General features: G+C 63.4%; 20 protein-coding genes. 12 read left to right on the plus strand and 8 right to left on the minus strand.

The window, feature by feature from the left end; genetic code table 11:
• Positions 1 to 2,316 carry an NADP-dependent malic enzyme gene (locus DUPY_RS14040; protein WP_070249022.1) on the minus strand — a complete coding sequence of 772 codons (2,316 nt, stop codon included), beginning with the start codon at positions 2,314 to 2,316 and terminating at the stop codon, positions 1 to 3.
• Between the two features lie 93 nt (positions 2,317 to 2,409).
• Between DUPY_RS14040 and DUPY_RS28400 the strand changes: the two genes are divergently transcribed.
• Together DUPY_RS28400 and thiL are read left to right on the plus strand one after the other, a co-directional pair.
• The gene (locus tag DUPY_RS28400; RefSeq protein WP_167359066.1) at positions 2,410 to 2,553 is read left to right on the plus strand and encodes a hypothetical protein; all 144 of its coding nucleotides are present in this window, start codon (positions 2,410 to 2,412) and stop codon (positions 2,551 to 2,553) included.
• 54 nt (positions 2,554 to 2,607) lie between these two features.
• The gene (gene thiL / locus DUPY_RS14045; protein WP_070249023.1) at positions 2,608 to 3,582 is read left to right on the plus strand and encodes a thiamine-phosphate kinase; all 975 of its coding nucleotides are present in this window, start codon (positions 2,608 to 2,610) and stop codon (positions 3,580 to 3,582) included.
• On the opposite strand, the gene DUPY_RS14050 is transcribed toward thiL, so the two are convergent.
• Complete coding sequence (locus DUPY_RS14050) at positions 3,567 to 6,191, minus strand: EAL domain-containing protein (RefSeq protein WP_070249024.1); 2,625 nt, start codon at positions 6,189 to 6,191, stop codon at positions 3,567 to 3,569. The two genes, thiL and DUPY_RS14050, sit on opposite strands and share 16 nt — an antisense overlap.
• A gap of 212 nt (positions 6,192 to 6,403) precedes the next feature.
• On the opposite strand from DUPY_RS14050, the gene DUPY_RS14055 reads away from it, so the two are divergent.
• The 6 genes from DUPY_RS14055 (at position 6,404) to DUPY_RS14080 (ending at position 10,086) form a co-directional block, all read left to right on the plus strand.
• Entirely contained in the window at positions 6,404 to 6,889 is a 486-nt protein-coding gene (locus DUPY_RS14055; RefSeq protein WP_070249025.1) for a CinA family protein, read from the plus strand.
• 105 nt (positions 6,890 to 6,994) lie between these two features.
• A complete protein-coding gene (locus DUPY_RS14060) occupies positions 6,995 to 7,735 on the plus strand; it encodes a P-loop NTPase family protein (RefSeq protein WP_070249026.1) in 741 nt (246 codons plus the stop codon).
• A gap of 6 nt (positions 7,736 to 7,741) precedes the next feature.
• Complete coding sequence (locus tag DUPY_RS14065; RefSeq protein WP_084640715.1) at positions 7,742 to 8,266, plus strand: hypothetical protein; 525 nt, start codon at positions 7,742 to 7,744, stop codon at positions 8,264 to 8,266.
• An 80-nt stretch (positions 8,267 to 8,346) separates the two neighbouring features.
• Complete coding sequence (locus DUPY_RS14070) at positions 8,347 to 8,592, plus strand: hypothetical protein (RefSeq protein WP_070249027.1); 246 nt, start codon at positions 8,347 to 8,349, stop codon at positions 8,590 to 8,592.
• 124 nt (positions 8,593 to 8,716) lie between these two features.
• Entirely contained in the window at positions 8,717 to 9,043 is a 327-nt protein-coding gene (locus tag DUPY_RS14075; RefSeq protein WP_070249028.1) for an ArsR/SmtB family transcription factor, read from the plus strand.
• On the plus strand, positions 9,040 to 10,086 hold the full coding sequence (locus DUPY_RS14080) for a cation diffusion facilitator family transporter (RefSeq protein ID WP_070249029.1): 1,047 nt from the start codon (positions 9,040 to 9,042) through the stop codon (positions 10,084 to 10,086). The genes DUPY_RS14075 and DUPY_RS14080 overlap by 4 nt, the downstream gene beginning before the upstream one ends.
• Before the next feature lie 94 nt (positions 10,087 to 10,180).
• Here DUPY_RS14080 and DUPY_RS14085 read toward each other — a convergent pair whose 3' ends face one another.
• Complete coding sequence (locus DUPY_RS14085; protein ID WP_070249030.1) at positions 10,181 to 10,723, minus strand: FKBP-type peptidyl-prolyl cis-trans isomerase; 543 nt, start codon at positions 10,721 to 10,723, stop codon at positions 10,181 to 10,183.
• Positions 10,724 to 10,809: 86 nt separating this feature from the next.
• Positions 10,810 to 11,688: a tRNA cyclic N6-threonylcarbamoyladenosine(37) synthase TcdA gene (gene tcdA / locus DUPY_RS14090; RefSeq protein ID WP_070249031.1), complete on the minus strand. Its 879-nt coding sequence runs from the start codon at positions 11,686 to 11,688 to the stop codon at positions 10,810 to 10,812.
• 74 nt (positions 11,689 to 11,762) lie between these two features.
• Between tcdA and pdxH the strand changes: the two genes are divergently transcribed.
• On the plus strand, positions 11,763 to 12,998 hold the full coding sequence (gene pdxH / locus DUPY_RS27230; protein ID WP_071651651.1) for a pyridoxamine 5'-phosphate oxidase: 1,236 nt from the start codon (positions 11,763 to 11,765) through the stop codon (positions 12,996 to 12,998).
• Between the two features lie 23 nt (positions 12,999 to 13,021).
• Here the strand turns inward: pdxH and msrA are convergent, their stop codons facing one another.
• A complete protein-coding gene (gene msrA / locus DUPY_RS14100; protein ID WP_070249032.1) occupies positions 13,022 to 13,543 on the minus strand; it encodes a peptide-methionine (S)-S-oxide reductase MsrA in 522 nt (173 codons plus the stop codon).
• A 120-nt stretch (positions 13,544 to 13,663) separates the two neighbouring features.
• On the opposite strand from msrA, the gene DUPY_RS14105 reads away from it, so the two are divergent.
• Complete coding sequence (locus DUPY_RS14105; protein ID WP_070249033.1) at positions 13,664 to 14,590, plus strand: AEC family transporter; 927 nt, start codon at positions 13,664 to 13,666, stop codon at positions 14,588 to 14,590.
• An 18-nt stretch (positions 14,591 to 14,608) separates the two neighbouring features.
• On the opposite strand, the gene DUPY_RS14110 is transcribed toward DUPY_RS14105, so the two are convergent.
• Positions 14,609 to 15,094, minus strand: coding sequence for a DUF3617 domain-containing protein (locus DUPY_RS14110; RefSeq protein WP_208600046.1), 486 nt, complete (start codon positions 15,092 to 15,094; stop codon positions 14,609 to 14,611).
• A gap of 125 nt (positions 15,095 to 15,219) precedes the next feature.
• Between DUPY_RS14110 and DUPY_RS14115 the strand changes: the two genes are divergently transcribed.
• Both DUPY_RS14115 and DUPY_RS14120 read left to right on the plus strand, forming a co-directional pair.
• Complete coding sequence (locus tag DUPY_RS14115) at positions 15,220 to 15,723, plus strand: flavin reductase family protein (protein WP_070249034.1); 504 nt, start codon at positions 15,220 to 15,222, stop codon at positions 15,721 to 15,723.
• Positions 15,724 to 15,810: 87 nt separating this feature from the next.
• Positions 15,811 to 16,995, plus strand: a complete 1,185-nt coding sequence (locus DUPY_RS14120; RefSeq protein WP_070249035.1) for an acyl-CoA dehydrogenase — start codon at positions 15,811 to 15,813, stop codon at positions 16,993 to 16,995.
• A gap of 50 nt (positions 16,996 to 17,045) precedes the next feature.
• Here DUPY_RS14120 and DUPY_RS14125 read toward each other — a convergent pair whose 3' ends face one another.
• Positions 17,046 to 17,735, minus strand: coding sequence for an OmpW/AlkL family protein (locus DUPY_RS14125; RefSeq protein ID WP_070249036.1), 690 nt, complete (start codon positions 17,733 to 17,735; stop codon positions 17,046 to 17,048).
• Between the two features lie 75 nt (positions 17,736 to 17,810).
• Positions 17,811 to 19,178: an SGNH/GDSL hydrolase family protein gene (locus tag DUPY_RS14130; RefSeq protein ID WP_070249037.1), complete on the minus strand. Its 1,368-nt coding sequence runs from the start codon at positions 19,176 to 19,178 to the stop codon at positions 17,811 to 17,813.
• Between the last annotated feature and the right edge of the window lie 138 nt (positions 19,179 to 19,316).

The raw sequence follows: 19,316 nt of genomic DNA on the forward strand, positions 1-19,316 counted from the left end.
TTACGACTTGCCAGCCACCGCATCGACCACGCACAGCGCGGTCATGTTGACGATGCGGCGCACGGTGGCCGATGGCGTCAGGATGTGCACGGCCTCCGAGCAGCCCAGCAGGATCGGGCCGACCGCGATGCCGTTGCCGGCGGCCGTTTTCACCAGGTTGTAGGCGATGTTGGCCGAGTCGATGTTCGGCGCCACCAGCAGGTTGGCGTCGCCGGTCAGGGTCGAATCGGGCATGATGGCGTGGCGCAGCTTGGAGTCGAGCGCCGTGTCGCCGTGCATTTCGCCGTCGATTTCCAGGGTCGGATCGAGCTGCTTCACCAGCTCCAGCGTAGCGCGCATTTTTTGCGCCGATTCGCTGTTGGACGAGCCGAAGTTCGAGTGCGACAGCAGCGCTGCGCGTGGCGACAGGCCGAAGCGGCGCATCTCGTCGGCAGCCATCACCGTGATCGCGGCCAGCTCTTTCGCGTTCGGGTTTTCGTTGACGTGTGTATCGACCATCACCAGCTGGCGCTCCGGCATGATCAACACGTTCATGCCCGCATACACGCAGGCGCCCTCGCGCTTGCCCAGCACCTGGTCGATGTATTTCAGGTGCAGCTCGGTGGTGCCGAAGGTGCCGCAAATCATGCCGTCGGCGTCGCCCTTCTTGATCATCATGGCGCCGATCAGCGTGTGGCGGCGGCGCATTTCCAGCTTGGCGTACTCCTGGGTCACACCGGCGCGCGAGGTCAGCGCGTAGTACGACTGCCAGTAGTCGCGGTAGCGGTCGTCGTGGTCCGGGTTGATGACGTCGAAGTCCACGCCGTGTTTCAGGCGCAGGCCGAACTTGGCAATGCGCGCCTCCAGCACGGCCGGACGGCCCACCAGGATCGGACGCGCCAGCTTTTCATCGACGATCACCTGCACCGCGCGCAGCACGCGCTCTTCTTCGCCTTCGGCATAGACGATGCGTTTGCGTTCGTTGGCGGTCTTCTTGGCGACCTGGAACAGCGGCTTCATGAAGGTGCCGCTGCGGTACACGAACTGCTGCAGGCTGTCGGCGTACGCTTGCAGATCCTGGATCGGACGCGTTGCCACGCCCGAGTCTTCCGCAGCCTTGGCCACGGCCGGTGCGATCTTGATCAACAGGCGCGGATCGAACGGCATCGGGATCAGGTACTCGGGACCGAACGACAGGTTGGTGAAACCGTAGGTGGTGGCGACGATGTCCGACTGCTCGGCGTGGGCCAGTTCGGCGATCGCGTGCACCACGGCGATTTCCATTTCGCGCGTGATCGTGGTGGCGCCGCAATCGAGCGCGCCACGGAAGATGTACGGGAAGCACAGCACGTTGTTGACCTGGTTCGGGTAGTCCGAGCGGCCGGTGCAGATGATCGCGTCGCCGCGCACGGCCTTGACGTCGTCAGGCAGGATTTCCGGGTTCGGATTGGCCAGCGCCAGGATCAGCGGATTGGAGGCCATGGCCTTGACCATGTCCTGTTTCAGTACACCGCCGGCGGACAGACCGAGGAAGATGTCGGCGCCAGGGATCACTTCGGCCAAAGTGCGGGCATCGGTCTCGCGGGCGAAGCGTTCCTTGTCCGGGTCCATCAGCTCGGTACGACCTTTATAGACCACGCCGGCCAGGTCGGTGACAAAGATGTTCTCGAGCGGGAAGCCAAGGTCGACGATCAGGTCCAGGCAGGCCAACGCCGCAGCGCCGGCGCCGGAGACGACCAGCTTGCAGTTCTTGATGTCTTTACCGACCAGCTGGATGCCGTTCAGGATGGCGGCGCCCACGATGATGGCGGTGCCGTGCTGGTCGTCGTGGAAGACCGGGATCTTCATGCGTTCGCGCAGCTGGCGCTCGATGTAGAAGCACTCGGGCGCCTTGATGTCTTCTAGGTTGACGCCGCCGAAGGTCGGTTCCAGCGCGGCGATGATGTCCACCAGCTTGTCCGGATCGAGTTCGTTGATTTCGATGTCGAAGACGTCGATGCCGGCGAACTTCTTGAACAGCACGCCCTTGCCTTCCATCACCGGCTTGGCGGCCAGCGGACCGATGTTACCGAGGCCCAGCACCGCGGTGCCGTTGGTGATCACAGCCACCAGGTTGCCGCGCGCCGTATATTTGTACGCTGCGGCCGGGTCGATGACGATTTCTTCGCAAGGCGCAGCCACGCCCGGGGAGTAGGCCAGCGCCAGGTCGCGCTGGTTGGTCAGTTGCTTGGTCGGCGTAACGCTGATTTTGCCGGGAGTCGGGAACTCGTGGTATTCGAGTGCCGCGAGGCGGAGTTGTTGACGAATTTCTTCTTTTTTCTCTGCTGACGAATCCATGCTTTACTGCCTTCCTATTTGTGCGGTCGGAAAGCTTACGATTTTATCAGACACAACTTTGAGCAGAAGTAGGTATTTTCACGCAGAGTGATAATGGATATCAGCATTTCTTATGATGATATAGATCAAATCGCCGAATTTTTGCCGCTTTTAGGTGCTTTAGCCGCATACATGGGACCATATAATCCATTTTTGGCAATTATGGGATTTACCTATCTGAATATAGAGTTCCATTGAAAATAGCAATCAAGGCGCTGTGATGCGCGCATCGGCCGCCGTTTACAATGGCGTATGCTCTCCGAATTCGACCTCATCCAAGAATATTTCCAGCGCCCCCATCACGCCTCGCGCGCGATCCTGGGCATTGGCGACGACTGCGCGCTGCTCTCTCCCACGCCCGGCATGCAGACGGCAATCTCGTCCGACATGCTGGTCGAAGGCCGCCACTTCTTTGCCGGCGAAGACGCGCTGCGGCTCGGCCACAAAAGCCTGGCGGTCAACCTGTCCGACCTGGCGGCCATGGGCGCGCGCCCGGTCGGCTTTACGCTGGCGTTGGCCTTACCGAGCGCCGAACGCGACTGGCTGGCCGGCTTCTCGCAAGGGCTGTTTGCGCTGGCCGACGCCCATAATATCGAGCTGATCGGCGGCGACACCACCAAGGGCCCGCTCACCATCTGCATCACCGTGTTCGGCGAACTGGCGCCGGGCCGCGCGCTGCGCCGCGGCGCCGCCCTGCCCGGCGACGACATCTGGATTTCCGGCACCCTGGGCGACGCCCGCCTGGCGCTGGCGGCCTATCGCGGCGAACTGGCCGTGCCGCTCACCGAAACCGAACATGCCTTGGCGGCGGTCCGCATGCACACGCCCATCCCGCGCGTGGCGCTGGGCGTGGCACTGGCAGAAGCAGGCATTGCCCATGCGGCAATCGATATCTCGGACGGACTGGTGGGCGACCTTGGGCACATCCTCAAGCGTTCGGGCGTGGGCGCCACGCTCGATGTCGATGCGCTGCCGCCCGGACCGGTGCTGGCCACGCGCGACCTGGCGCTACGGCGTGCGTACTGCGCCGCCGGCGGCGACGATTACGAACTGTGCTTCACGGCGCCAGCGGGCGCCCGTGCGGCGATCCTGGCGGCGGGCGGCAGCACCGTCACGCCGGTCACGCGCGTGGGCACCATCGAGTCCCGGCCCGGCCTGCGGCTGGTCGACGCGCACGGCGCCGCACTCGACCTGGGGCTGGCGAGCTTCGATCACTTCAAGTCCTGAACCACTGCCGTGGCAGCCACGGCAGTTTCGTCCTCCTCCGGCAGCCCCACCTTGCGCCCGCTGCCTTGCATCAGCCAGTAATGGTGGAAGGCCAGGCGGATGTTGTCGCGCAATTGCACGTCGTCCCACGGCTTGGTGTAGAAGCGGTAGATGGCGCCGCGGTTGATCGATTCGAGCACGGCGTCCACGCCCAGGTAGCCGGACAGGATGATGCGTATCGTCTCGGGATACAGGTCCTTGACCTGGCTGAGGAACTCGGTGCCGCTCATGCCGGGCAGGCGCTGGTCGCACAGGATCACCTGCACGTCGTGCAGCGCCAGCTGCTCGAACGCTTCTTCTGCCGTGCCGGCCATCAGCACGTTGTAGCGGTCTGGCTCGAACAGGTGGCCCAGCGCCCACAGCACGTCCGGGTTGTCGTCCACCAGCAGCAGGGTTTGCGCCGGTTGCAGCGGCATGTCCGGGTCCACCGGCAGGCAGCGGCCCGATTCGACCAGCACGCCCATGTCGCGCGGCGCCACCGGGCGGCTGAAAAAATAGCCCTGGATTTCATCGCAGCGGCCACGGCGCAGGTATTCGAGCTGGGCGCGGGTTTCCACGCCTTCGGCGATCACCCGCATTTTCAGGCTGTGCGCCATGCTGATGATGGCCGTGGCAATCGCCGCATCGTTGGGATTGGTGGTGATGTCGCGCACGAAGGCGATATCGATTTTCAGCTTGTCGATAGGGAAGCGTTGCAGGTACGCCAGCGACGAGTAGCCGGTGCCGAAATCGTCGATCGCCACCTTGATGCCCAGCGCTTTCAACCGCGTGAGCACGTCGATGGTGCGCTCGGTGTTGGACATCAGCGCGGTTTCCGTCAGTTCCAGTTCCAGCAATTCCGCTGGCACGTTGTGGCGCGCCAGCGCGCCGCGCACCACCTGCTCCAGGTCGCCCTCGGAGAACTGGCGGCTGGCGACATTGACCGCCACCCGCACCGGCCCGACCGAGCCGCGCAACCAGGCGCCGATCTGGCGGCAGGCAGCATCGATGATCCAGTCGCCCACCTGCACGATCAGGCCCGTGTCTTCCATCACCGCCACGAAATCAGCCGGGTGCACCAGGCCATAGCCGGGCCGCTGCCAGCGCAGCAGCGCCTCGGCGCCGGCAATCGCGCCGGTATGCAGGTTGACCTTGGGCTGGTAGTACAGCAGCAGTTCCTCGTTTTCGATGGCGCGGCGCAGCGCCAGTTCCAGGTCCAGGCGCGCCAGTACCTGCACATTCATGCCGGGCGTGAAGAAACGGTAGCCGTCGCGGCCGGCCTGCTTGGCGCGGTCCATGGCGGTGTCGGCATACTTGATCAGAGTCTCGGGGTCGCCGGCGTCGTCCGGGTACATGGCGATGCCGATGCTGGCGCTCAGTACCGCCTGGTGGCCATCGAGCTCGAACGGCGTGCGCAGGGTTTCGCGCACTTCGTTGGCCATGTGGACCGCTTCCTGCTGGTCGCGCGGCATGGTCATGATCAGCGCGAATTCGTCGCCGCCGATGCGGCCCACGGTGTCGCGCAGGCGCGCCGTCTGCATCAGGCGATTGGAAAACTGGCGCAGCAGCTCGTCGCCCTGGGCGGACCCCAAGGTGTCGTTGATGCCCTTGAAGCGGTCGAGCGCGATCATCATCACCACCACCCGGCAGCCCTTCTTCTGCGCCGCATCGAGCGAGTCGGCCAGCGTCTGGAAGAACAGCGTGCGGTTGGGCAGGCCGGTGAGGCTGTCGTAGTGCGCCATGTGCTGCAACATCTCTTCGGAGTGGCGCCGTTCGCTCACGTCGCGCGCCACGCCCAGCAGGACCGCTTGCTCGCCGGGGCGCTTGAGCAGCTGCCAGTAGATTTCCACCGGCACCGAGACCAGGTCGCGGCGCATCAATTCGCCTTCGGCCAGTTCCGGCGCGCGAGGCTGGCCGACGGCGGCCGCATAGTCTTCGAGCCGCAGCGCTTGCGCGCGCAGCGACGCCAGGGTGCCGAGGCCCAGGCGGCTGGCGGTCTGACCGAGCATGTCCGCGCGCGAGTAGGCCAGCATGCGGCAGGCGCCGTCGTTCACATCGAGCAGTTCGGCGGTCACCGCATCGAGCAGGAAGATGGCGTCGGCGGTGGCGTCCATGGCGCTGCGAAAGCGCTGCAGTTCGGCAGTCCGCTCGCGCACCGTGGTTTCCAGGCGGGTGTTGTAGTCGCGCGCTTCGCGGTGCAGCAGGCGCACTTCGAGCATGTTGCGGATGCGCGTGAGCACCTCCAGCGGGTCGATCGGCTTGCTCAGAAAATCGCGCGCGCCAGCTGCCAGCGCCTGCACCTTGTGATCGGGTTCGGCAGTGACCACCAGCACCGGCAGCCATGCGCCCTTTTCGAGCGGGCGCAGTTGCTCCATCACTTCGAAGCCGTTCAGGCCGGGCATCTGCACGTCGAGGATGATCAGGTCGTAGTGGTGCTGCGCGTGCAGCGCGGCCACTTTATGCGGATCGGTGGTGGAACTGACAGCCTGATAGCCGGTGGAAGTGAGCAGGTATTCGAGCAGTTCCACATTGACCGGCTGGTCGTCGACGATCAGTATGCGGGCATTGAAAATGTCGGTCTCGCTGATCATAAGGCGGCTCCTGGTTGGCCTCCTGGTTGGCCTGCACGACCGGCTGCGTTGGTCGGCATAGTCCGTCTGAGTGTACGCATGTTCGACATGAGGGTCTAATGAATTCAAAGAATTTCGGTGCGCCAAGAAATTCGTAGTGCACCGCTGGCAACGATTGCGATCTGCATGGTACAGTGGGGCCACCCTTGACCGCCACACCAAAGGAGACTTTCATGAGCAGCGACACCATCCTCGCACTGGCCGCGCAAGTCGGCAAAGCATTGCAAGACAAGGGCCTGATCCTCACCACCGCCGAGTCGTGTACCGGCGGCGGCGTGGCCCAGGCCATCACTGAAATCGCCGGTTCCAGCGACTGGTTCGACTGCGGTTTCGTCACCTATTCCAACGCGTCCAAGACCGAGATGCTCGACGTCTCGGCCGCGCTGATGGCGCAGATGGGCAGCGTCTCCGAAGAAGTGGCCGGCGCCATGGCCACCGGCGCGCTGGGCGCGAGCAACGCCCACATCGCCCTGTCCACCACCGGCATCGCCGGCCCCACCGGCGCGGTGCCGGGCAAACCGGTGGGCACCGTCTGCTTCGGCTGGGCCAACGCCGACAGCGTGCATACCGAACGCCTGGTGTTTGCCGGCGACCGCAAGGCCGTGCGCGAGCAGAGCGTGATTCACGTGTTGCAGGGATTACTCCGCTTTATCAACTAAAGCGCAACCAAAGCAGTGGGAATCCAAGGAAATATTGCCTTCTAACCATAAAACAATTACTCTCGTCCGGGCGGCGATTTTTCCGACGATTCAGGAGTGATGTAGATGCAAAACACGGTACATTTTATTCTTCAGGGCAAAGGTGGCATCGGCAAGACACTGGTGTCCACCATCCTTGCGCAGTGGATCGCCAGCAAGGACGTGGCCGAGGGCGCGCAGCCGCTGCGTTGCTACGACACCGACCAGGAGAACGCCACCTTCAGCCGCTACAAGGCGATGCAGGTCAAGCATGTGCCGGTAATGACCGACAGCCGCAACATCGACCCCAAGCGTTTTGATGCCCTGATGATCGACATCCTCGAGCAGGATGGCAACTGCGTGATCGACAACGGCGCCAACACCTTCTCGCCGCTGATGGGCTACCTGATCGAGAACGATTGCTTCGCGCTGCTCGAAGAATCGGGCCGCAAGGTGTATATCCATACCATCGTCGGCGGCGGCGATACCTTGCACGACACCGCCATGGGATTTGTTTCCACCGCCAAGGCCACCAAGGTACCGCTGGTGTTGTGGGAAAACGAGCACTTCGGCCTGCTGCAATCGGCAGCCGGCAAGCAGTTCACCGAATCGCAAACCTACGCGGACAATTCGTCGCGCGTGCGCGGCCGCGTGGTGCTCTCGGCGCGCAATGCCGACACCTTTGGCGCCGACCTCAAGAAGATGAACACGGCGCGCCTGACCGCAGCCGAAGTGCGCGAGAGCGACAAGTTCAACCTGATGGAAAAGCAGCGCATCAAGGTCGTGTTCCGCGACCTGTTCGAGCAACTCGACAAGGTGGAGTGGTAAGCGCCCATGGCCATGGATCAGCACAAGCTGCGCACCCTGGTATTTGAAAAAACCGGCGTCAAGATCGACATCGACGATCCTGTATTTGCGCTGGTCGCCCTGAACGAAGCGGTGCTGGAAGACGCGGTGGAACGCCACATCGCCGCCATCGACAGCGCCACCCGCGAACTGGTGCGCCGCGCCCGCGACGTCGGCGGCCTGCCGCCGGAGCGCAGCGTGGAGCATGATGCCTCCAATGAGCTGGACCCGGGGGCCGGTGCAGCCACGCGGTCGGCCGCCGATGCTGCGCTCTCCCAACCTCACGCACCGGCCACGAAAATCACCCGCCACGAATGGCGCCTGCTGGCCGCAGCGGCCGGCGTGGCCGTGTTGTCGGCGCTGCTGGTACTGGCCGGCCAGGCCGCCTTCACCAAGCCCGGCTTGACCTCCGCCCAAACCCGGTCGCTGCAAGAAGCCGAACGCTTACGAACCGCCATCAACCAGCTCGACCCCAAGCTGCGGGCCGAAATTCAGGCGCAACTCTCCAAATAACTTCCGCTGAACTTGCTGGCGGTTTCGTGGTCGAACGACAGTATCAAGGTCACCGTCTCGAAAACAGACAGGGAGAAGAAATGATGGAGCATGAATTCACGTTGAAGTTTCAGGTGGATGCCAAGGACTGCGAAGCTCAGGACGTGATCGAAAATCTCGCGGTAGCCGGATGCGATGATGCGTTAATCGGTATGGGTCAACCTGGGCAATTGGGTTTCAGATTTACGCGTGAGGCGATGTCCGCCAAAAACGCAGTGAATAGCGCGATTGCGGACGTACTGAAGGTGCTACCAAATGCGATACTCACGCACTGCACACTCCATTGATCCATTCAAATAGTCGTTGCATCGCTCACAGGCCACCACCACCGAAGACTAATCCCTGTCCGCTCCGTGGTTACTTCTCAAATTTTTCGTGCTAACATATGAACACCTATTCATATGACGAATCATGAGCTGCCAACACGACTACTCCGGCTGCGATCCTGCCATCGCCCAACTTGCCGACCTGTTTCACCTGCTGGGCGACCCGACCCGGCTGCGCATTGTGCTTGCCTGCGTGGCGGCGCCGATTGCGGTCAGCGATATCGCCACCTCGCTTGACCTGAGCAGTTCGCTGGTCAGCCACCACCTGCGCCTGCTGCGCGCCGCGCGCATCGTCAAGTCCGAGCGCCAGGGCAAGCAGGTGTTCTATTCCGCCGCCGACGCCCATATCAGCGACGTCCTCAACGATATGCTCGAGCATATCGCCGAACCATCGAACGGGAACGACGCATGAGCAAGCATCACGACCACGGCAGCCACGGCAGCCACGCCGGGCACGACCATCACGACCATGACCACGGCCACGATCACCAGGATCACGGCGCGCACGACGATCATGGACACGATCACAGCCACGCCCATGGCATCGGCGGCCACCACCATCATGGTGACCCCAACACCATGGGACGCGCGTTTGCGATTGCCATCGTGCTCAATCTCGGCTTCGTGGTGGTGGAATTCTTCTACGGCTACCTGGCCAACTCCACCGCGCTGATGGCCGATGCCGGCCACAACCTGTCGGACGTGATGGGCCTGATGCTGGCGTGGGGCGCGGCCATCCTGGCCAGGCGTGCGCCCAGCGCGCGCTATACCTACGGCCTGCGCGGCACGTCGATGCTGGCGGCGCTGTTCAATGGCATGTTGCTGATGGCCGCTTGCGGCGTGATCGCCTTCGAGGCGGTGCAAAAACTGGTGACACCCGATCCGGTAGCGGGCCTGACGGTTTCCGTCGTGGCCGGCATCGGCATCCTGATCAACGGTTTTTCGGCGTGGTTGTTCATGTCGGGCAGCAAGGACGACATCAATATTCGTGGCGCCTACCTGCACCTGGCGGCAGACGCAGCGATTTCACTGGGGGTGTTGCTGGCGGGCCTGGCGGTGCGCTACAGCGGCTGGAACTGGATCGATCCGGTGATCAGCATGGTGATCGTTGGTATCATCGTCTGGAGCACCTGGGGCTTGCTCACGCAATCGCTACGGATGGTGCTGGCAGCAGTGCCCGACAACGTCGACCGCGCCCGCATCGAGCAATTCCTGCGCGACCATCCGGGCGTGACCGACGTGCACGACCTGCATATCTGGGCCATGAGTACCACCGAGAATGCGCTGACCGCGCAACTGGTGACGCCAAGCGGCTATCCGGGCGATGCAACGGTCGATACCATCAGCCAGACGCTCAAGGACAAGTATGCGATTCATCACAGCACCTTGCAGGTGCGGCTGGGCGCGATGCCGCAGGAATGCTGCCTGAAAGTTCCAGCAAACGGGAGCGCCTGACTAGCCCTCCATAGCGGCGTTGCAGCTTCTCGCCGTACTGGCGTACTGTCTTCGTCGCTGCGCCTTGCTCTGGAGGGTAGTCAGGCGCTCCGGCTTACTTGACGTCGATGAGTTCGACGTCGAAGATCAGCGCCGAGTTCGGTGGAATGCCGCCGCCCGGTGCGGCGCGCGAACCGTAGGCCAGTTCCGATGGAATGATCAGGGTACGTTTGCCGCCCACTTTCATGCCGACGATGCCCTGGTCCCAGCCCTTGATCACGCGGCCGGTGCCGAGCACGAAGTCCAGCGGCTCACCGCGTGGAATCGACGAGTCGAACTGGCGGCCACGCATATTCTTGGCCAGCGGACGGTACAGCCAGCCCGTGTAATGCATGTAGACGGTGGAACCGCTGGTCGCTTCGCGACCGGTGCCCACCTTGGTGTCGTTGACGATCAGCGATTCGGCGGCCGGGCCCGGCGTGGCGGAACCGACCACCACGGGCGCAGCTGGCGCCGGGGCGGCAGCAGTGGCCGCAGCGGCTGGCGTGGCGGAAGTCGCTTGCGCAGCGGCAGCGGCTGGTTGAGCAGGAGTCTGCGCCTGGGCCGCAATGGCTGCCAGCGCCAGCAGCGTTGCTGCAAAAACGGAACTACGCTTCATAGATTGATTCTCTCTCTGGGTGACTGGGGACGGCACGCGCACGTACCGGCGCCCGCCATGATAGCAAACCTGTCCCGGACGCCGGATTAATTCCCGATGGTACCGTCTGCCGCTACCAAGGCTACCACCGCTGCCGGCGCAGCAACTGGCTCAACGGCCGCTTGCACCGCAGGCGCCGCCAACTGGCACAGCACGTGACCGGCCGCCACCATGCCAAAGGTGGCGGTGACCACCATGGCAGAGCCAAAACCGGCGCAATTGAGACCGGTGATGCCGCCGGCATCCACTTCGCAGGCATCGGCCTGTTCCGGGTACTTGAGCGGCTCCATCGAAAACACCGCATCGACGTGGAACTTGGTTTTTTCGCCACGCGGAAAACCATACTCGCTGCGCAGCAGGCGCCGCACTTTCTTGAGCAGCGGTTCCTGCTCGGTGCGGGCCAGGTCGCGCACGGCGATCTGGGTGGGATCGGTCTGGCCGCCCGCACTGCCGATGATCACCAGCGGAATGGCGTGGCGGCGGCAGTGCGCGATCATCGCGGCCTTGGCCTTCACACTGTCGATGGCATCGACCACGTAGTCGAACTTGTTGGTGCCGAGCATGGCGTCCAGATTGTCGGGCGTGACGAAGTCTTCCACTTGGTGCACCACGCAGAATGGGTTGATCTGGGCGATGCGCTCGGCCAGCGCGTGGATCTTGGCCTGGCCGACAGTGCTGCTCAGCGCCTGGATCTGGCGGTTGATATTCGATTCGGCCACGTTGTCGAGGTCGATCAGGGTCAGCTGACCGATGGCGCTGCGCGCCAGCGCCTCCACGATCCACGAGCCGACGCCGCCCACGCCCACCACGCACACGTGGGCGCCGCGAAAGCGCTCGAGCGCCGGTGCGCCATACAGGCGCGCAATGCCGCCGAATCGTCGCTCGAAGTCGACTTCGTCCAGATTAAAGGTTGAATTGGTGTTCATCCCGCCATTTTAGCGGACACTGCAAGAAAAATTATTCTAGAATGATTTTCCCGCCCAGCCAGAGTACCGATTCCATGAGCAACACACTGTTCGACACCGCCCCCGATTTCAACCAGCCGATCGCCGTATTGAAACATTGCCACGACCGCATCCGCAAGCAGCTGGCCACGCTCGACAAGCTGCCGGCCCATCTCGCCGCACATGGCGCCGACCTCGAGGCGCAAAAAGCCGCCCAGGCCGTCCTCAAGTATTTCAACAACGCCGCCCACCTGCACCACGACGACGAAGAGCAAAACCTGATGCCGATGTTGCAGGCGACCGCGCGCGACGCCGACCTCGCTTTGCTGGAAGACCTGGTGCCCGGCATCCTGGCCGACCACGCCGCCATGGACCAGGACTGGTTGCAGCTGCAAGCGCAGCTGGACGCCATCGCCACCGGCGCCAGCGCCGAACTCTCGAGCGACAATGTGCGGCGCTTTTGCGACGCCTACACCGCCCACATGGCCAGGGAAGAAGCCAATATCGCGCCCATGGCCAAGCGCCTGTTCAGCCCCGAGCAGATGGCCCAGCTGGGCAGCGCCATGCAGGTGCGGCGCGGCATCGCCCCGGCCCTGCCCGCCAGCCAGGTACCCGAGCAGCAGCAGGTGCCGGTCCACAACACGGTAGCCGACGGCGTGGTGCTGGCCGACCTGCGCCTCGATTACGGCCGCGCCAGCCTGACGGAAAACGATGTGGCGGACGATCCGATCGCGCAATTCGGCAAATGGTTCGACGAAGCCATGCATGCCAAGGTGAACGAACCGAACGCGATGAGCGTGGCCACCGTCGATGCCGAGGGCCGGCCCAGCTCGCGCATTGTGCTGATCAAGCAATTCGATGCGCGCGGCTTTACCTGGTACACCAACTACGCCAGCCAGAAGGGCCGCCAGCTGGGCGCCAATCCGCACGCGGCGCTGCTGTTCTTCTGGAGCGAGCTCGAACGCCAGGTACGCATCGAAGGCACGGTAGTGAAAACCTCGCCCGAGGAAAGCGACAAGTATTTCTACAGCCGTCCGGTCAAAAGCCAGATCAGCGCGATTGCCTCGCAACAAAGCGCGCCCATCGAAAACCGCGAGCAGATGGAAGTCAATTACGATGCGGTGGCAGTGGCCAGCGGCGAACACCCGGTGCGCCCCGAACACTGGGGCGGCTACCGCCTCGAGCCGGTGCGCATCGAATTCTGGCAGGGTCGCCGCTCACGCTTCCACGACCGCATCGTCTATGTCAGACAAGCCGACGGCAGCTGGGCGAAAGAGCGCCTGCAGCCTTAGCGCCTGTGGCGGCCGGTCCCGCATCACTTCACCCGGCTGGCGTGCATGGCGCGCAACTTGGCCAGCTTCGGCGCCACCACGAAAGCGCAATAGCTCTGCAACGGGTGGTGGCTGAAGTAATCCTGGTGATACGCCTCGGCCGGGTAAAACACCGGCGCCGGCGCCAGTTCGGTGACGATCGGCGCATCCCACACCACGGCCATCTCGGCCATCACCTTGCGCGCCACCGCTTGCTGCTGCGGCGACAGGTGGTAGACCACCGACCGGTATTGCGTGCCGCTGTCGTTGCCTTGGCGGTTGAGCGTGGTCGGATCGTGGATGGTGAAAAAGATCTCGAGCAGGTCATGATAATCGATCACGGCCGGGTCGAACTCGATTTGCACCACCTCGGCATGGCCGGTCGCGCCGGCGCACACCTGTTCGTAAGTCGGATCGGGCTCCGCGCCGCCCGCATAGCCGGATACCACCTTCGCGACACCTTTGACGTCCAGAAAAACCGCCTCGGTGCACCAGAAGCATCCGCCGCCCAGTATGGCTGTTTCCATGAAAGCCTCCTGCCGTATTTGAATTTAGCAATAATGCCCAAGAACGCCAAAACGCGCCGCGCGATGCACTAGAATTGCCTGCGCTCATATCCCGCGCTGTTCTCTTGAGGAAATCCCTGCATGGTCTGGACCCTGATGTCATCGCTGGTGCCGATTGCCCTGCTCATTGCGCTGGGTACGGCCTTGCGCCGGCGCGCCTTCGTCGAAGCGGGGTTCTGGCCGCAGGCCGAGCGCATCGGCTACTACGTGCTGCTGCCGTCGCTCTTCCTGCACAGCCTGGCGACGGCCAAGCTGGCGGGCTTGCCGGTACTGGAAATGGCGTCGGCACTGGTGGTCTCGACCGTGGCAGTGGCCGCGTTGCTGGTACTGGCGCGGCGGAGCATGGCGGTGGACGACGCCGCGTTCACCTCGATCTTCCAGGGTGGCGTGCGGTTCAACAACTACGTCGGCGTGTCGATTGCCACCGGCCTGTTCGGCGTGACGGGGGTGGCCCTGGCAGCCGTCGCCAATGCGGCCATCGTGCCGACCGTCAACGTGCTGTGCGTGCTGGTATTTGCGCGCTACGGCCGTGGCAACAGGTTTTCCGTGCGTGCGCTGGTGCGCGGACTGGCGCTCAATCCGCTGATCGTCGCCTGCGCGATTGGTATCGTGCTGCAGTGGACCGGCTGGGGACTGCCGGCCGGCATCGAGCCGATGTTCAAGGCGCTGGGTCAGGCGTCGCTGCCGCTGGGCTTGTTGTGCGTGGGAGCGGCGCTCGATTTTTCACAGGCGCGGCAATGGGTGCAGCCGATCGCGCTGGCGTCGTTCGCCAAGTTCGCGCTGATGCCGGTGGCCGCGCTGATCGCCTGCCGCGCCTTCGGCCTGCATGGCGCGGCTGCCATGGCCACGCTGATGTTCCAGGCGTTGCCGACGGCCTCATCGTCGTACATCATGTCGCGCCAGCTGGGCGGCGATGCACCGCTGATGGCAGGCATCATCGCCAGCCAGACCCTGCTGGCCGGCGCCGCCCTGCCCCTGATGGTGCTGGGACTGGCGCATTGGCTCTGACCGCGCCTGGCGACCGGATCAGCGGTTGGTGTACAAGCTCTTCATTTTCATGCCGCCGCGCATTTTCTTCACGCCCGGCGCCATATCGGCCGGGCAAGCACCCTGGAAGCTGCCATTCAAGACATTGTGCTGCACCTCGGTCTTGCCGTTCAGGTCGAAAGTAGTGTCGGCCGTCAGCGTGTACGCCTTGGCCAGGTCGCCCTTGAAAGAGCCGGCCAGCTTGGCGTCCGGGCAGCTGGACTTGAAGGTATAGCCGTCGCCCTTGCCGCTTTGCGACTCGATTTTGCATTCCTGCTCGAAATTGGTCCACATGTCGTCGTCGATCAGGCGATCCTTGGCCTGATCGACGCAAATTTCCCAAGAAAACGGCGACGTCGCGGGGGTGACTTTCCACAAACCGGACGCGCGCTGCAGGCGCTGGGCCGGCTCGGCGGCCGCTGCGGGTGCAGCCATAGCAAAGGGCAAGACGGTCATCAACAACACGGTAGCGGTACGCCTGATCATGGATTCTCCCGTGCAAAAGATGAAATGTAGCAAATGACAAGCTGTGCAGTCGTTCTGTTGCCGTGGGTCTATTGCGCAGCAGCCACCCAATCTTTGGCATAATGGCTAAAATACTCAGGCTGACCATGCACACCATTTCCCCCCGCGCCGCAGAACGATCATTCGACACCGCCCATTTCCGCCAGGCTCTGGGCCAGTTCGCCACTGGCGTCACCGTGATCACCACGCGCCTGGCCGACGGCACTTTTCGCGGTCTGACCGCCAGTTCCTTCAATTCGGTCTCGCTCGATCCGCCGCTGGTGCTGTGGAGCTTGTCCAATAACGCCAACAGCATGCCCATCTTTACCGGCAATTCGCATTACGTGATCAACGTGCTCAGCGCCAGCCAGGCCCACCTGGCCAAGCTGTTCGCCACGCGCGGCGCCGATCCGTGGGCCACCGCCGAATACGAGCTGTCGCGCACCGGCCACCCGATTTTAAAAGGTGCGTCGGCCTGGTTCGAGTGCCACAACCGCAGCCGCTATCCCGAGGGCGACCACGTGATTTTCGTCGGCGAAGTGGAGCTGTGCGAGTTCTCGCCGAGCCCGCCGCTGATCTTCCACGGCGGCCAGTTCGGCAGCCTGGGCTAAAAACGGAAATTGGTGTCGCCATTAGAAAAGCCGTTCCAAGTGCGGCGGCTTAGAATGCAGCAGCATTCACCATAATGAGAGACCACCATGAGCCAAGCCCGCGCCCAGTTCCACTGGGATGATCCCCTGCTGCTGGACCAGCAGTTGACCGACGAAGAGCGCATGGTGCGCGACGCCGCTGCCGCCTACTGCGGCGACAAGCTGGCCCCGCGCATCCTCGACGCCTTCCGCCACGAAAAGATGGACACGTCCATCTTCCGCGAAATGGGCGAACTGGGCCTGCTCGGCCCCACCATCCCCGAACAATACGGCGGCCCGGAACTCAATTACGTGGCCTATGGCCTGATCGCGCGCGAAGTCGAGCGTATCGACTCCGGCTACCGCTCGATGATGAGCGTGCAGTCGTCGCTGGTGATGGTGCCGATCTATGAATTCGGCACCGAAGCGCAGCGCCAGAAATACCTGCCCAAGCTGGCCACCGGCGAGTGGATCGGCTGCTTCGGCCTGACCGAACCCAATCACGGCTCCGACCCCGGCTCGATGATCACCCGCGCCAAAAAAGTGCCGGGCGGCTACTCGCTGTCGGGCGCCAAAATGTGGATCACCAATTCCCCGGTAGCCGACGTATTCGTGGTATGGGCCAAGGACGACGAAGGCGCGATCCGCGGCTTTATCCTCGACAAGGGCATGGCAGGCTTGAGTGCCCCGGCGATCCATGGCAAGTTCGGCCTGCGCGCCTCGGTTACCGGCGAGATCGTGATGGACAATGTATTCTGCCCGGAAGAGAATGCCTTCCCCGACGTGCGCGGCCTCAAAGGCCCGTTCACCTGCCTCAATTCGGCCCGCTACGGCATCGCCTGGGGTGCGCTGGGCGCGGCCGAAGCCTGCTGGCACACCGCGCGCCAGTACGTGCTCGACCGCCAGCAATTCGGCCGTCCGCTCGCTGCCAACCAGCTGGTGCAAAAGAAGCTGGCCGACATGCAGACCGAAATCACGCTGGGCCTGCAAGGGTGCTTGCAACTGGGCCGCATGAAGGACGCCGGCACGGCAGCCGTGGAAATCACTTCGATGATGAAGCGCAACTCGTGCGGCAAGTCGCTCGACATCGCCCGCGTGGCGCGCGACATGCTCGGCGGTAACGGTATCTCGGACGAATTCGGCATCATCCGCCACATGGTCAACCTCGAGGTGGTCAACACTTACGAAGGCACGCACGACATCCATGCGCTGATTCTGGGCCGGGCGCAAACGGGGATCCAGGCGTTCCAGTAACTGTTCGCCTGGGTTAAAAAAAACCGCGCAGTCTACGCGGTTTTTTGTTTTTAGAAGCTCAACCCCTTGAAGTTGTAGCCGATGCTGATACTCGCCGCGACTGGGTCCAGGCGCACGTCCTGGGTCTGGCCGGTGGAGAAGTGCACCTTGGTTTTCAACTTGGTCTTGATCACGGTGGCGTCGAGGAACCAGTTGTCGTCGATGCGCCAGGTGGCGCCGATCTGGGCGCTGACGCCAGCCTTGTCGTCGAGCTTGTAGGTCGCGCCGGGACCGCCGGTGTTCAGGATCGAGGTCAGCTGTCCCGAACCCCGTTCCTTGATGAACATCGCGTACGTCAGGCCCACACCCACGTATGGGCGCAAGGTGGCGTTGGCTGGCATGAAGCGGTACTGGATGAAGGCGGTCGGTGGCAATACTTTCGAGTCGCCAAGCTTGCCGGTGCCCTTGATCGCGCCGTCACCGATCAGGTCGTGCTTGTACGGCAGGCCCAGGTCCAGTTCGGCCGACCAGTTATCGGTGAGCATGTAGGCGATGGCGAAGCGCGGCTTGGTGTCGGGTTCCACATCGGCCTTGGTGCCTGGCAGTGCCGGCGCCGAGACGTCGCCCGAGTCGACCTTCGGGGTGATCTTGTTCATGCCCAGGGTGCCCAGCCAGGTGCCGGCCGTTTGTTGCGCCGAGGCGGCCGCAGCCACCGACATTGCGGCCGCCAGCACCAGCAGTTTGAGCGAGGTTTTATTCATTTCGTCTCCAGATTCTTGTTCGTATTGTTGGTTGCCAGCGGCGGCTTCGGTGCAGCCACCGCCGGCTATCCCGCCTTACATCCAGCCCTTGGTCACCAGGCTGCGCGACACGTAACGCGCCAGCAGCAAGTTGTTGAACGGCGTCGGATGGACCTCGTCGGCAAACGAGTAGTGGCTGATGTCGCCGGCCACCAGGTTGCTGCCGTTACAGGCGATCGAGGAGCCGATCGGATTTTTCGCCGCGCTCAGGTCACAGGCGGGCTCGGAGACATTGGTCAGGCCGTATGGTCCCGGATTCATGGACTGGTCATGGCTGACCGCGTACACGTCGACAATCACCACTTTAGGCTCGGCGCCGAGGCTGGTGGTCAGCGAGGTATTGTAGGCCTTGACCATGGTGTCGATCAGGGCGCGGATCTCGGCCGAGCGGCCACGACCGCTAGGCGTGGTGGCAACGTCCGGCAGGTTGTTGACGGTAACGTAGTTGGCGCCGTTGGCGATGATCTGGTTTTTCACCAGCGTGGCCAGCTCGGTGCCGGCCTTGGCCATTTCGGCCACCAGGCTCGGGCCATTGGCGGTGGCAAAGTCGGCGCCGGCTTTGGCGCCAGCGGCGGTGGCGTCAGCCGTCGCCTTGGCGATGATTGCGGTTGCGTTGGCAACCACGGCCGAATTGCCCGGCTGCATAGCTGCCGTACCGATGGCAGCCTGGGTCACGGTAGTCTGGGTGGCGCCCGGCGCTTGTCGTGCCGCGCCCACTGCTGCCGTGATGGCGGCAGCAGCCGTTTGCGGGTTGGTCGCGCCGGCGGCCAGTTGCGGGATCAGGCTCGGGAAGAACGCTGCGGCGCCGGCGGCGTTGCCGGCAGCGGTGGCATCGGCGCTCAGCTTGGACAGCAGGAACAGCACATCGTTACCGCCAGCCATGACCAGCACCAGTTCGTCGCCCTTGAACTTGCCGCCGACGGCAGCCAGGTGGTTGGCGACCTGGGTAACGACCGGAACGGTCATGAAGCCGGTGGCAGCGCCGGTGGCAATGTTGCCGGGGCCGACAGGATTGGTGACGCGGGCGCCACCCTGGGCGTAGCCGAAGCAGCCGGCGTTGGCTTTGCGCGGCACGTTGAAGCCCGGCGCGGTGCCATCGAGTCCGGTGAGTGCCGCGCACGGCGCGGCCAGGCCCAGTTGGGCGGCCACCAGCTCGGTCCAGTTACGGCCGGTCAGGGTAGGATTGATCGCGGTGTTGTCGCCATTGATGGTGAACTTGCCACCCTTGAGCGCGGCGATGGCGCCGACGTTGTAGGAGCCAACATCCGACAGGCTGTCACCGAACGATACTTGCGAATTGAATTTGACACGAAGGGTTTGATCGCCCGCTTCCGGGCTGGAGCCACCGCAACCGGCAAGGATGGCGAGAGCCATTGCGGCGATGGCAAGTTTGGTGTGACGCATATTGTCTCCTGAGGATTTTGTGGCCCAATAAGAACGGGCGTGCTATTCATGCACAACTAGTCTGCCAGCGTTGCGCTGGAATGTATAGCGGCGCACTGTCAATTCTCAGGGGTTGTGTTCAAAAAAGAACAGTTGCTC

This window comes from Duganella phyllosphaerae (assembly GCF_001758785.1).
Classification (GTDB): Bacteria; Pseudomonadota; Gammaproteobacteria; order Burkholderiales; family Burkholderiaceae_D; genus Rugamonas; species Rugamonas phyllosphaerae.

Coding starts and splice junctions, on each gene's coding strand:
- DUPY_RS14040 (WP_070249022.1), bottom strand. CDS start 2,316: ATGGATTCGTCAGCAGAGAAAAAAGAAGAAATTCGTCAACAACTCCGC.
- DUPY_RS28400 (WP_167359066.1), top strand. CDS start 2,410: ATGGATATCAGCATTTCTTATGATGATATAGATCAAATCGCCGAATTT.
- thiL (WP_070249023.1), top strand. CDS start 2,608: ATGCTCTCCGAATTCGACCTCATCCAAGAATATTTCCAGCGCCCCCAT.
- DUPY_RS14050 (WP_070249024.1), bottom strand. CDS start 6,191: ATGATCAGCGAGACCGACATTTTCAATGCCCGCATACTGATCGTCGAC.
- DUPY_RS14055 (WP_070249025.1), top strand. CDS start 6,404: ATGAGCAGCGACACCATCCTCGCACTGGCCGCGCAAGTCGGCAAAGCA.
- DUPY_RS14060 (WP_070249026.1), top strand. CDS start 6,995: ATGCAAAACACGGTACATTTTATTCTTCAGGGCAAAGGTGGCATCGGC.
- DUPY_RS14065 (WP_084640715.1), top strand. CDS start 7,742: ATGGCCATGGATCAGCACAAGCTGCGCACCCTGGTATTTGAAAAAACC.
- DUPY_RS14070 (WP_070249027.1), top strand. CDS start 8,347: ATGATGGAGCATGAATTCACGTTGAAGTTTCAGGTGGATGCCAAGGAC.
- DUPY_RS14075 (WP_070249028.1), top strand. CDS start 8,717: ATGAGCTGCCAACACGACTACTCCGGCTGCGATCCTGCCATCGCCCAA.
- DUPY_RS14080 (WP_070249029.1), top strand. CDS start 9,040: ATGAGCAAGCATCACGACCACGGCAGCCACGGCAGCCACGCCGGGCAC.
- DUPY_RS14085 (WP_070249030.1), bottom strand. CDS start 10,723: ATGAAGCGTAGTTCCGTTTTTGCAGCAACGCTGCTGGCGCTGGCAGCC.
- tcdA (WP_070249031.1), bottom strand. CDS start 11,688: ATGAACACCAATTCAACCTTTAATCTGGACGAAGTCGACTTCGAGCGA.
- pdxH (WP_071651651.1), top strand. CDS start 11,763: ATGAGCAACACACTGTTCGACACCGCCCCCGATTTCAACCAGCCGATC.
- msrA (WP_070249032.1), bottom strand. CDS start 13,543: ATGGAAACAGCCATACTGGGCGGCGGATGCTTCTGGTGCACCGAGGCG.
- DUPY_RS14105 (WP_070249033.1), top strand. CDS start 13,664: ATGGTCTGGACCCTGATGTCATCGCTGGTGCCGATTGCCCTGCTCATT.
- DUPY_RS14110 (WP_208600046.1), bottom strand. CDS start 15,094: ATGATCAGGCGTACCGCTACCGTGTTGTTGATGACCGTCTTGCCCTTT.
- DUPY_RS14115 (WP_070249034.1), top strand. CDS start 15,220: ATGCACACCATTTCCCCCCGCGCCGCAGAACGATCATTCGACACCGCC.
- DUPY_RS14120 (WP_070249035.1), top strand. CDS start 15,811: ATGAGCCAAGCCCGCGCCCAGTTCCACTGGGATGATCCCCTGCTGCTG.
- DUPY_RS14125 (WP_070249036.1), bottom strand. CDS start 17,735: ATGAATAAAACCTCGCTCAAACTGCTGGTGCTGGCGGCCGCAATGTCG.
- DUPY_RS14130 (WP_070249037.1), bottom strand. CDS start 19,178: ATGCGTCACACCAAACTTGCCATCGCCGCAATGGCTCTCGCCATCCTT.